This is a genomic window from Microbacterium sp. 67-17, assembly GCF_001898325.1.
Classification (GTDB): domain Bacteria; phylum Actinomycetota; class Actinomycetes; order Actinomycetales; family Microbacteriaceae; genus Microbacterium; species Microbacterium schleiferi.
In genome coordinates, this window is the sequence record NZ_MKTR01000034.1 from 242,324 (window position 1) to 257,885 (window position 15,562).

At 67.1% G+C, this 15,562-nt stretch carries 13 protein-coding genes and 1 pseudogene; 6 read left to right on the forward strand and 8 right to left on the reverse strand.

Going from position 1 to position 15,562, the window contains the following annotated elements:
• The 4 genes and pseudogenes from BGO47_RS14295 to BGO47_RS14310 all read right to left on the reverse strand — a co-directional run.
• A pseudogene (locus BGO47_RS14295) lies at positions 1-347 on the reverse strand (ATP-binding cassette domain-containing protein); the annotation flags it as partial.
• A gap of 200 nt (positions 348-547) precedes the next feature.
• The gene (locus BGO47_RS14300) at positions 548-1,093 is read right to left on the reverse strand and encodes an ECF transporter S component (protein WP_292712955.1); all 546 of its coding nucleotides are present in this window, start codon (positions 1,091-1,093) and stop codon (positions 548-550) included.
• A 39-nt stretch (positions 1,094-1,132) separates the two neighbouring features.
• Positions 1,133-2,128, reverse strand: a complete 996-nt coding sequence (locus BGO47_RS14305; RefSeq protein ID WP_292712957.1) for a pirin family protein — start codon at positions 2,126-2,128, stop codon at positions 1,133-1,135.
• The gene (locus tag BGO47_RS14310; protein WP_366246893.1) at positions 2,128-2,523 is read right to left on the reverse strand and encodes a GNAT family N-acetyltransferase; all 396 of its coding nucleotides are present in this window, start codon (positions 2,521-2,523) and stop codon (positions 2,128-2,130) included. Before BGO47_RS14310 ends, BGO47_RS14305 begins: the two co-directional genes overlap by 1 nt.
• Before the next feature lie 30 nt (positions 2,524-2,553).
• Between BGO47_RS14310 and BGO47_RS14315 the strand changes: the two genes are divergently transcribed.
• Both BGO47_RS14315 and recQ read left to right on the forward strand, forming a co-directional pair.
• Complete coding sequence (locus tag BGO47_RS14315) at positions 2,554-5,163, forward strand: DEAD/DEAH box helicase (RefSeq protein ID WP_292712960.1); 2,610 nt, start codon at positions 2,554-2,556, stop codon at positions 5,161-5,163.
• 58 nt (positions 5,164-5,221) lie between these two features.
• Entirely contained in the window at positions 5,222-7,177 is a 1,956-nt protein-coding gene (gene recQ, locus BGO47_RS14320) for a DNA helicase RecQ (RefSeq protein WP_292712961.1), read from the forward strand.
• A 181-nt stretch (positions 7,178-7,358) separates the two neighbouring features.
• On the opposite strand, the gene BGO47_RS14325 is transcribed toward recQ, so the two are convergent.
• The 4 genes from BGO47_RS14325 to BGO47_RS14340 all read right to left on the reverse strand — a co-directional run bounded on the left by BGO47_RS14325 (position 7,359) and on the right by BGO47_RS14340 (position 9,947).
• Positions 7,359-7,742 (reverse strand): hypothetical protein, encoded by a 384-nt coding sequence (locus BGO47_RS14325; RefSeq protein WP_292712962.1) that lies wholly within the window; start codon positions 7,740-7,742, stop codon positions 7,359-7,361.
• Between the two features lie 33 nt (positions 7,743-7,775).
• Positions 7,776-7,961, reverse strand: a complete 186-nt coding sequence (locus BGO47_RS14330) for a hypothetical protein (protein ID WP_292712963.1) — start codon at positions 7,959-7,961, stop codon at positions 7,776-7,778.
• Between the two features lie 117 nt (positions 7,962-8,078).
• Positions 8,079-8,552 (reverse strand): hypothetical protein, encoded by a 474-nt coding sequence (locus BGO47_RS14335; protein ID WP_292712965.1) that lies wholly within the window; start codon positions 8,550-8,552, stop codon positions 8,079-8,081.
• 9 nt (positions 8,553-8,561) lie between these two features.
• Entirely contained in the window at positions 8,562-9,947 is a 1,386-nt protein-coding gene (locus BGO47_RS14340; protein ID WP_292712966.1) for a hypothetical protein, read from the reverse strand.
• Between the two features lie 312 nt (positions 9,948-10,259).
• Between BGO47_RS14340 and BGO47_RS14345 the strand changes: the two genes are divergently transcribed.
• The 4 genes from BGO47_RS14345 (at position 10,260) to BGO47_RS14360 (ending at position 15,555) form a co-directional block, all read left to right on the forward strand.
• A complete protein-coding gene (locus BGO47_RS14345) occupies positions 10,260-12,071 on the forward strand; it encodes a glycoside hydrolase family 3 N-terminal domain-containing protein (RefSeq protein WP_292712967.1) in 1,812 nt (603 codons plus the stop codon).
• A 63-nt stretch (positions 12,072-12,134) separates the two neighbouring features.
• Positions 12,135-12,686 carry a gluconokinase gene (locus BGO47_RS14350; protein ID WP_292712969.1) on the forward strand — a complete coding sequence of 184 codons (552 nt, stop codon included), beginning with the start codon at positions 12,135-12,137 and terminating at the stop codon, positions 12,684-12,686.
• A 169-nt stretch (positions 12,687-12,855) separates the two neighbouring features.
• A complete protein-coding gene (locus BGO47_RS14355) occupies positions 12,856-14,907 on the forward strand; it encodes an acyl-CoA dehydrogenase (RefSeq protein WP_292712971.1) in 2,052 nt (683 codons plus the stop codon).
• Positions 14,908-14,961: 54 nt separating this feature from the next.
• Positions 14,962-15,555: a DNA-3-methyladenine glycosylase I gene (locus BGO47_RS14360; protein WP_292712973.1), complete on the forward strand. Its 594-nt coding sequence runs from the start codon at positions 14,962-14,964 to the stop codon at positions 15,553-15,555.
• Positions 15,556-15,562 lie beyond the last annotated feature (7 nt).

Here is a 15,562-nt window from a genome sequence, read left to right on the forward strand (position 1 = left end):
TCGGCCACCGGGAGGCACAGGTTCTCGGGCCCGAACGCTACCTCGTCGAGCACCGTGCCTGTCACCAGCTGCGCGTCGGGATCTTGGAACACGATCCCCACGTGCGTAGAGAGTTGCGCCACGGAGTGCGTCGCGGCATCCATCCCGGCCACCTCGACGTGTCCCGACAGCGTCGCGGGCACGGCGTGCGGGATGAGTCCGTTCATCGCGAGCGAGAGCGTGGACTTACCCGAACCGCTGGGCCCGAGAAGCAGCACGACATCGCCGCGTGAGACCTCGAACGACACGGATGCCGGGGTCGCGGCATCCTCGCCCTCGTGCGTGATTGCCACCTCACGCAGCCGCAGGAGCGGCGTCGACTCGCCCCCGAGGCTCGCCTCCGTCGCCGCTGTCTCGCCGAGAGAAGGGGCGACGGAGGCCGGGGTCACGGCGGAATCGGGGGGAGCTGTCACGGGTCCTCGTCGGAAAGGGAAGTACGCCCTAACTTAGCCGAACCTAACTCCGCACGCCCCACGATGGGCGTCGCGCCGGCGTCCGGCCCGGAGCATCACGAGCGGCGCGCGACGCCGGCGCGACGCAGCGATACGCCGATCCCGAGGCCCGCGGCCGTCCACGCGACGGGGCCGAGCACCGCGACGATGAGGTAAATGATCTGTGCCCACAGCGGCAGCGAGGCGAGGTCGGCGGCGAACGCGACGACAACGGCGACCAGGATGCCGATGATCACGGCCGAAATGAAGAACCGCCAGGCGTCCCACACCCGATAGCGGGTGAGCGCGGCGACGAGCTCCTGGATGCCGCCGAAGAGGATCGCCGTGCCGAGGAATCGCAGCGCCCACTGGGGAGCCATGGCGCTGGCTACCAGCGCCGCAAACACGTGGCTGAGCAGCGCCACCCAGGGGAGACGGATGACCTCCTGTGCGATGATGCCCGGCAGCACGTGCGCCCCGAGGACGAAGCCGTAGAGAATCGGCGCAGCCCCGAGTACGAGCGGTGTGACCCATCCCGCGACGCCGGCGAGCAGCCCCGTCGCGACGCCGATGGCGGCGGTCGTGAGGAGCACACGCGTCGTCAGGACGGAGGTTCGGGCCACCGTATCAGCGTACTGCCGCGTTCGGGACCAAAGTCTGTCTCAGAGGCGCCTGCGCCGTCGCGTCAGTCGCACCCCCGGCAACGGCGGTGCGGGAATGCGCTCCGGACCGTGGTCGATGACGTGACCGAATCGGGCAGTCGAGCTCTCCCAGTCTTCACGGGCCGCGACGATCTCATCGTGGGAGCGTCCGACGAAGTTCCACCACATCACGATCTCGTCAGGGAAGGGTTCGCCCCCGAGGAGGAAGGCCCGGGCCCCGGAGTCGGTGCGCAGGGTGATCGCGTCACGATGCGTACCGAGATACAGCAAGTGGTTCGTGTCCAGTTCGGCGGTGTCGTGCGCATCCCCGCCCGGCGCCGCGCTGACTGTCGCGTCGCCATCGATCAGTAGCAGCGCGTGCTCCCATGCCTCATCGAGCGGCACGAGCACGTCAGCCCCGGGTGCCAGCTCCAGCTCGGCGCCGACGATCGGAGTGTGCGCGGTGGCCGGTGAGGATGCCTCGCCGAGCGTTCCGAGCACGACGGTAGCCTGCGCGCTTCCCGCGGCAGCGGGCAGGTCGAGCACCGGAAGATCCGCATGCTGTTCGAAGGATGCCTCCCCGAACCGGCTCGACTCGGGCAGAGCTACCCACAGCTGCAGGGCGTCGAGCTCGACATCCGTCTCGCCAACCGAGTACTCGGAGTGGGAGATGCCGGCGCCGGCGGTCATGAGGTTGAGCACACCTCGTCGCACGATCACGTCGCTGCCGACCGAATCGCGGTGGCGCACCTCGCCGCTGATCGGCCAGGTCACGGTCTGCAGGCCGATGTGCGGATGCGGTTCGACGCGCATCATGGTGCGCTGCGGCCCGAACCGGTCAAGGAAACACCAGGCTCCGACGAGCGGGAGGTCGCGCTGCGGGAGCGCGCGAGAGACCTGCATCGCGCGTATCCCGCCGAGCGGGACGTCTCTCAGCTCGAGCTGCAGCAGGCGTGGTCCGTCGCAGTCGGCTGCCCCTTCTTCGGCAACCGCCTCGTCCGCGTCGAGCCGGGTCATCAGGCCGGCGCCGACCCGTGAGGCCACGCGATGTCGAGCCCGTTCACCTCGTGCTTCTGCAGGTAGCGCACGACGAACGAGCATTCGGGAACGACCGTCTCACCACGGGAGGCGACATCCGTCATGGCCTGCCCAATGAGTTCGGTGCCGAGGCCCCGGCCTGAGAAGGCCGGATCGATCTCGGTGTGGGGGAAGACCAGGCGGCCCTGATCGTCGGCGACGAATTCGGTGAAGCCGGCGAGGGCTCCGTCGAGGCTGATCTCGTATCGTCCCTTGTCGTCGTTGCGCACGACCTCGGGGGTCACGTCAGTATCGGTCATCACCTGTCCTTTCGTTGCTTCCTCCCAACGTAGGTGGCGGCCCCGGTGTTCCGCGAGGACTGGCTTTGCGGGCATCGCCCTGCTGCCGTCAGGCAGACTCGGGGGGTGACTGCTTCACCGACGCTCGCGGATGCGGTGACGGACGCTGCCCCGGATGCCGTGTACGACGCCTTCGTCGCATGGGCTGAGGAGCGCGGCATCCGTCTCTACCCCGCGCAGGATGAAGCGGCCATCGAACTCGTGTCGGGTTCGCATGTGGTGCTCTCGACGCCGACCGGAACGGGCAAGTCGCTCGTCGCGATCGCTGCTCACACGGCGTCGCTTGCCCGCGGCGGCCGCTCGTATTACACCGCGCCGATCAAGGCGCTCGTCGCCGAGAAGTTCTTCGCGCTGGTCGAGATCTTCGGGGCCGAGAACGTCGGCATGGTCACGGGAGACTCGTCGGTCAACGCAGACGCGCCGATCGTCTGCTGCACTGCCGAGATCCTCGCCAACATTGCGCTGAGGCAGGGCGCGGATGCCGACATCGACGCCGTCGTCATGGACGAGTTTCACTACTACGGTGATCCCGACCGCGGTTGGGCGTGGCAGGTGCCGCTGTTGCTGCTTCCGCGTGTGCAGTTCCTGCTCATGTCGGCGACCCTCGGCGATGTCACCCCGATCGTCACTGACCTCGAGCGACGAACCGGCCGCGAGGTCGCCCAGATCACCGGCGTCGAACGCCCCGTGCCGCTGCACTTCTCCTATGAGCGGCGCCCGGTCCACGACGTCATCGAGCGGCTGCTCGAGGAGTCCGAGACTCCGATCTACATCGTCCACTTCGCGCAGGCAGCGGCGCTCGAGCGCGCTCAGGCGCTCATCAACACGAAGATCGCTTCGCGCGAGCAGCGCGATCAAATCGCGGCCGAAATCGGCGGGTTCCGGTTCACGACCGGGTTCGGGAAGACCCTCTCGCGACTCGTACGCGCAGGGATCGGCATCCATCACGCCGGGATGCTGCCCCGCTACCGGCGCCTGGTCGAAACCCTCGCGCAGCGCGGCCTACTCAAGGTCATCTGCGGCACCGACACCCTCGGCGTCGGGATCAACGTACCCATCCGCACGGTGCTCATCACGGCTCTCACCAAGTTCGACGGCACCCGGATGCGGCAGCTCAGCGCCCGGGAGTTCCACCAGGTCGCGGGCCGCGCGGGCCGGGCAGGCTTCGATCCATACGGCAACGTCGTCGTGATGGCGCCGGAGTGGGAGATCGAGAACGCCGTGGCGCTCGCCAAGGCCGGGGATGATGCCGCCAAGCGCAAGAAGATCGTGCGCAAGAAGGCCCCCACCGGCCAGGTGAACTGGGGCGAGGGGTCGTTCGAGCGACTCGTTGCGGCCGAACCCGAGCCGCTGACCCCGCACCTGCAGCTGACCGCCGCGATGCTCATAAACGTCATCGGCCGAGGTGGGGACGTCTTCGGGAACGTCCGCTCCCTCGTCTTCGACAACCACGAGCCGCGCGCACGGCAGGTCGAGCTGGCGCGGCGAGCGCTCGCAATCTTCCGCACGCTCGTTGTGGCAGGCATCGTGGATGCCGCGGCTGACGGCATCCGTCTCACCGTCGATCTGCAGCCGAACTTCGCCCTCAACCAGCCGCTCTCCCCCTTCGCCCTCGCCGCGATCTCCCTGCTCGAGCCCGATGCGCCCGCCCCCGCCCCCGCTCCCTCGCCCGCGAACTCCGCAGAATCGCACGAACCTCACAGTCCTGAGCCAGAATCCTCCGAACTTGGCGCGGATCTGCGAACATCGGATGCCTCGCGCACGGCCGGGACGGGACACTATGCGCTGGATGTCGTGAGCGTGATCGAGGCGACCCTGGACGACCCGCGGGCGATCCTCTCGCAGCAGGAGTTCCGCGCGCGCGGCGAGGCGGTCGCCGCCATGAAACGTGACGGGCTCGAGTACGACGAACGGATGGCGCTGCTCGAAGCGATCACGTATCCGAAGCCGCTCGCCGAGTTGCTGGCCCAGTCCTTCACGGTGTTCGCGTCGAGCCAGCCGTGGGTGCTCGATTTCGAGCTCTCACCCAAGTCGGTGGTGCGCGACATGTACGAGCGGGCGATGTCGTTCGGGGAGTTCGTCTCGTTCTACGGACTCGCCCGCAGCGAAGGCCTCGTGCTGCGCTACCTTTCGGATGCCTACCGCGCCGTCCGCCAGACTGTGCCCGCCGAGGCTCACACCGACGACCTTCTCGATCTCATCGAGTGGCTCGGCGAACTGGTCAGGCAGGTCGACTCGTCGCTCGTGGACGAGTGGGCTTCCCTCACGAACCCGGTCGACGACCCCGAAGCTCCCGTCGTGCCACCTGCGCCGCCCTCCGTGCTCACCAACCGTCGCGCCTTCACCGTGCTCGTGCGCAACGAGCTGTTCCGCCGCGTGCAGCTCGCTGCGCTGCAAGACGACGACGGGCTGGCAGAGCTCGATCCGGGCATCGACTGGTCGGCGGCGATGGATCGGTATTACGACGAGCACGACGAGATCCTCACGGGCGGCCCCGCGCGCTCGCCGCAGCTGTGCGTCATCGATACGACGGATGCCGACACCTGGCGCGTCGAGCAGATCATCGATGACCCCGCCGGAGACCATGACTGGCGCATCCGCGCCGAGGTCGACCTGGCGGCATCCGTCGAGGAGGGCACGGCCGTCGTGCGCGTCACCGAGGTGGTGCGCCTGTGAACGCAGCGCCTGTGAACCACGGGGACTGGGCGTCAGCGGCGCCGGATACGGTGGAGCGGTGAGCACGCCCGAGGACCCGTACGCCGACCTGGTGTGGGATCCCGACGACCTCGCTCCACCTCTCGACGGCGAGGAGCCGCCCGAGGACTGGGCGCCGGCCGCCGCCGGCATCCGAGCCGCACCTGCGGCTCCCGCGCGCTCGTTCGCGGGCGCCGATCCGCTCGCCGTGCTGGGAGAGGTGTACGGGTACGACGCCTTCCGCGCCGACCAGGCCGACATCGTCGATCACGTCATTGCGGGTGGGGATGCCGTCGTCCTCATGCCGACCGGTGGCGGCAAGAGCATCACGTACCAGGTGCCCGCGCTCGTGCGCGAAGGCACGGGCCTCGTGATCTCGCCGCTCATCGCGCTCATGCACGACCAGGTTGAGGCGCTCCGAGCGAACGGTGTGCGCGCTGCCGCACTGAACTCCACGCAGTCCGCATCCGAGCGCTCCGAGACCGAGCGCGCCTACCTCAGTGGCGAGCTCGACCTGCTCTACGTCGCTCCCGAGCGCCTGTCGGGCGCCGCGACGACGGCGCTCCTGCAGCGGGGTCGGCTCAGTGTCATCGCGATTGACGAAGCCCACTGTGTCTCGCAGTGGGGCCACGATTTCCGCCCCGACTACCTCGCGCTCGGGGATCTCGCCGAGCGCTTCCCGGGCGTCCCCCGTATGGCGCTCACGGCGACCGCCACGCGCGAGACGCACCGCGAGATCACGGATCGGCTCGGGCTGCCCGATGCGCGCCACTTCGTCGCGAGCTTCGATCGTCCCAACATCCAGTACCGCATCGAGCCCAAGACCGATGCGCGCCGCCAGCTCACCGCGTTCGTGCGCGCCCAGCCCGCCGGCGCCTCGGGCATCGTCTACGCCCTGAGCCGCAAGAGCGTCGAGCAGACCGCCACCTACCTGCGTGGTCAAGGCGTTGACGCACTGCCGTACCACGCGGGGCTGGATGCCGGCATCCGTGCCGCGAACCAGCAGCGGTTCCTTCGCGAAGACGGCGTCGTCATGGTCGCGACGATCGCGTTCGGGATGGGGATCGACAAGCCCGACGTCCGTTACGTCGCCCACATCGACCTCCCGAAGTCCGTCGAGGGCTATTACCAGGAGACCGGCCGGGCGGGCCGCGACGGCGAGCCCTCGGTGGCGTGGATGGCCTATGGGCTCGCGGATGTCGTGCAGCAGCGGCGCCTCATCGACGGCGGCGACGGCGATCTTTCCCGCAAGCGCCGCCAGCATCAGCACCTGGATGCCATGCTCGCTCTCTGCGAGACGGTCGAGTGCCGCCGGGTGAACCTGCTCGGGTACTTCGGGCAGCCTGCGGAGCCGTGCGGCAATTGCGACACGTGCCTGGAGCCGCCCGAAACGTGGGATGGACTCGTTCCGGCCCAGAAGCTCCTGTCGACGATCGTGCGCCTCCAGCGCGAGCGCGGCCAGGCGTACGGGGCGGGCCAGCTCATCGACATCCTGCGCGGCGCCGACACCGAACGGATCCGCCAGCTCGGTCATCAGACCCTCGCGACCTACGGCATCGGGTCCGACCTGTCAGACCAAGATTGGCGCAGCGTCGTGCGCCAGCTCCTTGCCCGCGGCATCCTGGTCGCCCGCGGCGAGTATGGAACTCTCGCTCTCGGTGAGGCTGCCGGCCCCGTGCTCAAGGGCGAACAGGCAGTGCCCCTGCGCCGCGACGTCGCCGGCCGTGCGGGGTCTGCCCGGGTTCGCAAGACTGCCGCGACGGATGTCGCCCCAGCCGACCGCGACCTGTTCGAGGCCCTCCGGGCCTGGCGCGCCGAGACCGCGCGTGAGCAGGGAGTCCCCGCGTACGTCGTCTTCGGCGACGTGACCCTGCGAGCCCTCGCCGCCGCCCGCCCGACCTCAGCAGCAGGGCTGGAGGGAATCACCGGGATCGGCGCAAAGAAGAAGGATGCCTACGGCGACGCGGTCCTCGCCGTCGTCGCCGCGCACGTCTGAACCCATCAGTTGAGGCGGGCTATAGCGTCCGACGAGAACAGCGCCGTCGACGTCTCGCTACTACTCACGCGGTACAAACCCTCCCAGAAACCTGGTCCGACGTCTCCCGCAATGACATTGAGGTTTTCGATGGTCTCCGGTAGGGGAAGAGGACCTTAGGATCCCAGCCGGACGGCTGGATCTAGAGTCTTTCGTCCTTTAAGCCCAGGCCCTGCGAATCCGGCGTCATCTCCTCTGGAAACAGCGTTACTATCAACGCCTCGTAGTGCTCCGGGATTCCGAGGCGGCGCGAGTTGATCGCCCCCAGCACCGCATCCACGATCCACAGCAACGGCTCCTTGCCGCCCCTCGCGTGACTTATCCGCAGACGGTGGTCCAGACTCTGCGCCTGCAACGCCACGATATGGGCGCGATTCTCGGCATCCTGCGCGCGCGACCGATGCTCGAGCGCGGCAGCCGTGACGTCCATTCCTACGAGCTCGTGATAGACGACCTCAAGACACCTCCGGCGATACCGCTCGACCTTCTTGCGACGCTCATCCAGGTGGCTGACGACCACGTTCATCGGGTCCAAGCCCGTGATTGTCTCCGCGATCCGTCAGCGGCACGGCTCGCTCTCGTCCGTCCAGTGCTCCTTCACCTGGCCCGGAAGCAGCGGCGACCGCATCCCGCCTCTCGCCGCCTCGCAGTCGCTCGTCTCCACCAAGGCAGCGCAGATCAGATACTCCTGGCGATCGCCCCGCAGCGCCGACGGCTCATCGATGAACGCCTCGAACCGACCCACCACTACACGCTACTTAGCCTGAGCCTGCTCTGGGAGCGACGCGGCAGCCCGCGAACTCCAAGGTCGTGACTGTCGGTCGTGTACAAGCGGAATACGCTGACGGTTCGCGGGTCAGGGCTACGAGTCGAACACTCCGAGGGGATCGTCAGTTGGGGCGATATCTTGCTTGGGAGCGTCGGCTTCTGGCACGAAGAACATAGCGAGAGCTGCGACGATCCCGGCAAAGGTCCCCGAAATCACCGCGATCAGCGGGAATCCGAAGAAGAAGAGCCAGCTCGCCAGCAGTCCGTTGAGGACGCCGAGGAGGAGCCAGCCGACAACCGAGCTCGCAACGCTCAAGAGAACGAACAGTGCCTTGCCCCGTCTCGTTCGTACCTTCCGCGCAAGGCCGATGGTCCCGATAACCACGAAAGCGGATGTCGTGAGCGCCAGGGCCGCACCCCACTTGGCGGCATCAAAGAATGACTGCAGCGTGTAGTCCGTCGTGAAGATGAGGTAGTACACATTGAGGGTTCCGACCGAAAGTGCGACACCGACGACGGAACCGTACGCGATCACTCGCCAATACGGTCCCATCGTCGGTGCTGTCATGCTTTCATCCTACGAAGGAGTATGCGTCTTGGAGATCGTCTGCGTGGGGCAGACACCTGACACGCATAAGAAGTCACCTTGGGCCCCTTGGTACATCGTCTGCCAATACTCGGAACCGCTCGAGTTCATGAACAAGCCATACGCCTCGTGGGCGGGGACGGGGTGCCGGTAGCCATTGACTTGCATTACACCGCTCGCCCATGTATTCACGTATACGACGTACCGAATCGCGCCGGTGGAGCAAAACGGGTTCCCAACCTCATGGCTGACCTTCACCTTGTAGAGGCTTGAGCTGACGCTGCGCTCGCTGAAGACGATGCCGCTGGTCGATGCCGTGCGGGTCTCCTTGAGTCCGCCCGAGCTGTTGTACAGATGGGACTGCCCGACATGCTTCTCCTCGATGACGTAGTTCGGTCCGAAGTCGATCTTCATTCGGGCGCCGGTTCGATGGGAGTTGTACCACCACGGGTCCTCGTAGAGCGTCGGGGTCACGTAGCCGCGGTTGTCTCCACCGAACTTATCGCCGAAGGTGCCGACGCACCCGCCGAAGGCGCCCTGGATGATGTCCCAGTCGACGCGATTGTTCGTGATGAACGTGTTGTACAGGAACCAGGATGCGACTGGCTGAAGAGACAGCGACGAGATCGGATCGTCCGTAGTCTCCACAAGTTTGGCGGCGTTGGCGGCAAGCGTATGGACCTGGAAGGTCAGTTCATCGCCGCCGATCTCTCGTGTTGCAGGTAGGACCGTGTAGGTGTAGTCCGTTCCTGGCTGAAGGCCACTTTCACTGAATGACGCATCGTCTGCAGTGCCCACGAAGACTCCGTCGCGGTACACGTCGTAGAGGACTTTCTCGTCGTCAACCCACGCGGCTGAGAAGGACGTTGACGAGGTCGCCGTGGAGAATGCGAGGTCAAGGGAGGCGGGATCGATCTGCGGTAGATCGCTGAACGAGATCTTTTCCTCTGAAGTCTGCGGTTCCCCGTCGGTGAAGTAATTGACGCCCTCAACCCACCCCTCGAGCCCGGGTTCGGTGGCGTCAGAAGTCGCCTTCTGCTCTTTCGGTGCATACAGTGAGCGGAGCAGGACGGGGTCCCCGCCGGACGTCAGGGCAACTGCAGTTTTCTCGTCGGGCTTAGCCTCGTCGATGTCGACAATCTCGAGCCGCTTTCCCCGTTCGTCCGTGACCTCCTCGAGATTATCGGCCGGAGCGTCAAGCGACACCTGTACTTCATCATCGCCTGGTGCTGGGGCCGCAATAGCAGAAGGTGCGAACGCTCCGACGGCGAGCACCGCGCAGCCGAGTCCGCCGAGAATTGCCCGCCTCGCCGCACCGGCGATGGTGGTCTTGCTCCCCCGAAGGGAAGGTTCCTGGTTCCTGAGTGTTGGGCTCATCCGGTTTCGACCTCTCTGTTGGAAACGCGTGGATCTCTAACTTCCAACCCACGCTTACGCACGATCACGGACACGTATGTAGGTATTTCGGGGGACAAACGAGAGCTTTGCTCCCTGCCCGCGTCCGAAGACGAGCGTTCGACGGACTCTTTAGACGGGCCGACGTGTGCTTCAGAAGCCCCGGGCCTTACGCGGCGCAGCCGGGCGAGCACGTAGGCGTCCGCTTCTCGCCATTCGAATTGACACTCGCGGTGCAGCTATCGCCGCGCACTCGAGTTGAAAACCAAACATCGCTCGGTTTAATGTGATGCCATGAGCAATGGCGCCGCCGACTCCGCATCCGTTCCCCCCGTCGACACCCGCTACAAGGACTCCGCGCTCCCGGTCGAGCAACGCGTCGAGATCCTGCTTCAGCAGATGACCCTGGAGGAGAAGGCGGGTCTGTTCTTCCAGACGATGATCGCTCTCGGCCCCGGCGGCGAGCTGTCAGAGGGGGAGGCCGCCTTCGGAATCGCATCGAACCGCGAATACGTCGTGGAGCGCCACCTCACGCACTTCAACCTGCTGGGCGCAGCGCCCACGGCACGCGAGATCGCGCGCTGGCACAACAAGCTCCAGGAACTCGCAGCCTCGACGCGCCTGGGCATTCCCGTCACGATCTCAACCGACCCGCGCCATTCGTTCAGCGAGAACCCGGGCGCGGCGATCTTCGCAGGGCCGTTCTCACAGTGGCCCGAGCCGCTCGGCCTTGCCGCGACCCAGGATGCCGAACTCATCGAGCGTTTCGGTGACATCGCTCGCCAGGAATACACCGCCGTCGGCATCCGTGCTGCCCTGCACCCCCAGGTCGACCTCGCCACCGAACCCCGCTGGGCGCGTCAGTTGCAGACCTTCGGCGAAGACCCCGACCTGTCGGGACGGCTCGGCGCCGCCTACATTCGCGGCTTCCAGAACGGCTCAGCCTTCGGGTCGGGCGCCGTCTCGACGATGGTCAAGCACTTTCCCGGAGGCGGCCCGCAGAAGGACGGCGAAGACCCGCACTTTGCATACGGCCGTGAGCAGGTTTATCCCGGCGGCAAGTTCGACCTGCACCTGAAGCCCTTCGAGGCGGCGTTCGAGGTCGGCGTGCGGCAGGTCATGCCGTACTACGGAATGCCGGTGGGCACCGAGTACGAAGAGGTCGGATTCGGCTTCAACAAGAGCGTCCTGACGGGCCTACTGCGCGAGCGCTATGGGTTCGAGGGCATCGTCTGCACCGACTGGGGATTGCTCACCGATCAGCCGATCCTCGGCGACGACTTCCCCGCCCGCGCCTGGGGTGCCGAGCACCTGACCCCGGGGGAGCGGGCGGTCAAGATCCTCGATGCCGGTGCCGACCAGTTCGGCGGCGAGGACGACCCGACTCTGCTGATCGGACTGGTGCGGGCAGGCGGGCTCAGCGAGGACCGCCTGGATGTCTCGGCGCGGCGCCTGCTGCGCGAGAAGTTCGTGCTCGGCCTCTTCGACAACCCCTATGTCGACGAGGATGCCGCGGACCGCATCGTCGGCAATGCGGAGTTCCGTGCGGCGGGTGTCGCGGCCCAGCAGGCGTCGGTCACGGTGCTCACCAACGGCGTCCAGCGCGCCGCGACAACGCCCACGCTGCCGTTCGCAGCGGGACTGCGGCTCTATGTCGAGGGCATCGATCCTGCCGTGGCAAGCGGGTACGGTGAGGTCGTCGAGAGTCCGGACGATGCCGACCTCGCGATCCTGCGGCTGCAGGCTCCCTTCGAGCCGCGCGCCACGGCGTTCGAGAACTTCTTCCACGCCGGCTCGCTCGACTTCGCGGACGAGACGATTGCCCGCGTCGCGGAGGTCGGTGCCGTGACGACGACGGTGGTGGATGTTTTTCTGGATCGACCCGCGATCCTCGCGCCGATCGTCGAGGCTGCGCACGCGGTCGTCGTGAACTGGGGTGCGAGCGCCGACGCGCTGCTGTCGGTCCTGTCGGGAGGTGTCCCCGCTCGCGGAAAGTTGCCGTTCGACGTCCCGCGCAGCATGGCAGCGGTCGAGGCCTCCCGCCCCGATGTGCCTTTCGACACCGCGAACCCGCTGTTCCGTTTCGGTCACGGGCTTACGCTCTGACCGGCGGGCACGGTACGCCGGTGCCGCGCTGAGCTCGCACGAGGCGCCCCGTAGGCTGACACCATGACCCGACCCGGCCCCGCGATCGTCGTCATGGGGGTCAGCGCGAGCGGCAAGTCGGTGGTCGGGATCGAGATCGCCCGGCGCCTTCACCTCCCCTTCGTCGACGCAGATGACCTGCATCCGGCTGAGAACGTCGCGAAGATGTCGCAGGGCATTCCGCTGACGGATGCCGACAGGATGCCGTGGCTCGACCTCGTCGGCGAGCGCTTGGCGCTGCGCTCTGCAGACGGAGCGGTGCCAGACAGCGCGGCAGCCGCGGCATCCGGTGTCGTTGTCGCGTGCTCCGCGCTGAAGCGGTCGTATCGTGATCGCCTGCGTGCACGCGCTCCGCACACGGTTTTCGTGCACCTCACCGGCGATCCGGAGCTCCTCAGCAACCGGGCCCTGGCGCGCACCGGACACTTCATGCCCCCCGCGCTGCTTGCCTCGCAACTGGCCACGCTCGAACCCCTCGGCGACGACGAGCCGGGTCTGGTGGTCGATGTCGCCGAGGACGTGGCGACCGTCGCCGAGCGCGCAGTGGAGTGGGCGCAGCGCACTGCCGAGGGCTGAGGCGGCCTCCGCGCTGAAGGCTCCCTGAGTGCCCTGTCGCAACGCCACAACCGGCCCGACCGACGGGGTCGACCCTCGTTGTAGGCATCGTGAAGCGATTTGAGCCGTCTTTGTGGGATGCCTACCGTGGGTCCTGACGTTCCCTTCCCCCTCATCGAGAGGTGATCCCATGGTCGACGCTGCCGTCCGTCCGTCCGAAACACCCACCGCCGAACCGCACATCGACACCGAACTGATCACCCGGATGCTGCTTGGTACATGGGCAGATACGCGCCGCGAAGCCCGCGAGATGATCAAGGACCCCGCGTTCTGGCAGATCAACGGACTGCCCATGGATGAGCACCGCGAACGTGTCCTCAGCCAGCTGCATCTGCTGGTCGACGCCGGGGGCTCCCGCCGCGCGTTCCCGAAGAAGTACGGCGGCCTCGAAGACAACGGCGCGAACCTCGCCGGCTTCGAGGAGCTCGTGCTCGCCGACCCGAGCCTGCAGATCAAGTCGGGCGTCCAGTGGGGACTGTTCGGCTCGGCGATCTACCAGCTCGGCACCGAGAAGCACCACGACCGCTGGCTTCCCGACGTGATCTCCCTCGCCCTGCCCGGCGCCTTCGCCATGACCGAAACGGGGCACGGGTCGGATGTCGCGGCGATCGGAACCACGGCGACCTACGACGCCGACACCGAAGAGTTCGTCATCCACACGCCCTTCCGGGGAGCGTGGAAGGACTACCTCGGCAACGCCGCGCTGCACGGCAAGGCCGCGACGGTGTTCGCGCAGCTCATCACCGGCGGCGTGAACTACGGCGTGCACTGCTTCTTCGTGCCCATCCGTGATGACGAGGGCGCCTTCCTGCCCGGCGTCGGCGGTGAGGATGACGGCGTCAAGGGCGGCCTCAACGGCATCGACAACGGCCGCCTGCACTTCGATCAGGTCCGCATCCCGCGCGAGAACCTGCTGAACCGCTACGGCGATGTCGCCCCCGACGGCACCTACTCGAGCCCGATCGACAGCCCCGGCCGCCGCTTCTTCACGATGCTCGGCGCCCTCGTGCAGGGCCGCGTTTCGCTCGACGGCGCCTCGACGTGGGCATCCGCGCTCGCCCTCACGATCGCGGTGACATACGGCAACCAGCGCCGCCAGTTCGACAGCGGCGCAGGAACTCCCGAGGTGACCCTGCTCGACTACGGCAAGCACCAGCGTCGGCTGCTTCCCCGGCTCGCACAGGTCTACGCGCAGGCCTTCGCGCACGACGAGCTGCTGCAGATGTTCGACGGTGTCTTCAGTGGTCGCACCGACACCCCCGAGGAGCGCGAGGACCTCGAGACCCTCGCTGCCGCGCTGAAGGCGCTGTCGACGTGGAACGCGCTCGACACGATCCAGGAGGCCCGCGAAGCGTGCGGCGGTCAGGGCTTCCTCGCCGAGAATCGCCTCACGGCCTTGCGCGCCGACCTCGACATCTACGTCACCTTCGAGGGTGACAACAACGTCTTGCTGCAGCTGGTCGGCAAGCGGTTGCTCTCGGACTACGCCAAGCAGTTCAAGGGCAAGGATGCAGCATCCCTCGCCCGTTTCGCCGTCGGGCAGACTGCCGGCAACGTGGTGCACGGCGCGGGGCTTCGCCAGTTCGGACAGGTCGTCACCGACTTCGGCTCCACCGCCCGCGCCGTCGAGCGCGGACTTCGCGGTGACCAGCAGCATGAGCTGCTCGGCGACCGCGTGCAGCAGATGGTGGCCGACATCGCCGGGCGGCTGCGTCCGGCATCCAAGATGTCGAAGACGGATGCCGCAGCACTGTTCAACGAAAATCAGGCAGAGCTCATCGAAGCTGGTCGCGCCCACGGCGAGCTGCTGCAGTGGGAGGCATTCACGGATGCCGTGAACCGCATCGAGGATGCCGACACCAAGCAGGTCCTGACCTGGCTGCGCGACCTGTTCGGTCTGACCCTCATCGAGAAGCACCTTTCGTGGTACCTCATCAACGGGCGTCTCTCGACCCAGCGGGCCGCTGCGGTAACGCGCTACATCGACCGGCTGCTGCGCAGACTGCGCCCGCACGCACAGGACCTCGTCGACGCGTTCGGCTACGAGCCCGAGCACGTGCGTGCCCCCATCGCTTCCGGCGCAGAGCAGGCCCGTCAGGAGGAGGCCGCCGACTACTACGCGGGCCAGGCGGCCGACGGCTCCGCGCCGATTCCCGAGAAGGCAGCCAAGTCCGGTCGGTGAGGCCGCTCACACCGGGGCACTGTCGATGTCGGCGGCGGGGCCTAGCGTGTGAGCATGAGTCCTGAGGTGGTTCGCTCCGATCTGGTCGTCGAGGCTGACGGTCTCGCCCGCTGCGGCTGGGTCGGCGCCGATCCGGAGTACATCCGCTATCACGACGAGGAGTGGGGACAGCCGCTGCACGGTGACCGTGCCCTGTTCGAGAAGATGAGTCTCGAAGGGTTTCAGGCGGGGTTGTCGTGGATCACGATTCTGCGCAAGCGTCCGCGCTTCCGCGAGGTGTTCGAGGGCTTCGAGCCCGAGGTCGTCGCAACGTTCGGCGGCGACGATATCGAGCGCCTCATGGCGGATGCCGGAATCGTGCGCAACCGGGCCAAGATCGAGGCGACGATCTCCAACGCGAGGCTCGTGGCCGACATGGCAGCCGGGAATCTCGACGCGCTGCTGTGGTCTTTCGCCGTCCCGCCCGGTGATCGGCCGCGCCCCACCGTGCTGAGCGAGGTCCCGGCCACGACCGCGGCATCCGATGCCCTGAGCCGGGATCTGCGCCGCCGCGGGTTCCGTTTCGTCGGGCCGACGACGATGTACGCCCTCATGCAATCGGCCGGGATGGTCGACGATCACCTCGACGGGTGCTGGCGAGCCGCCTGATTCGGGG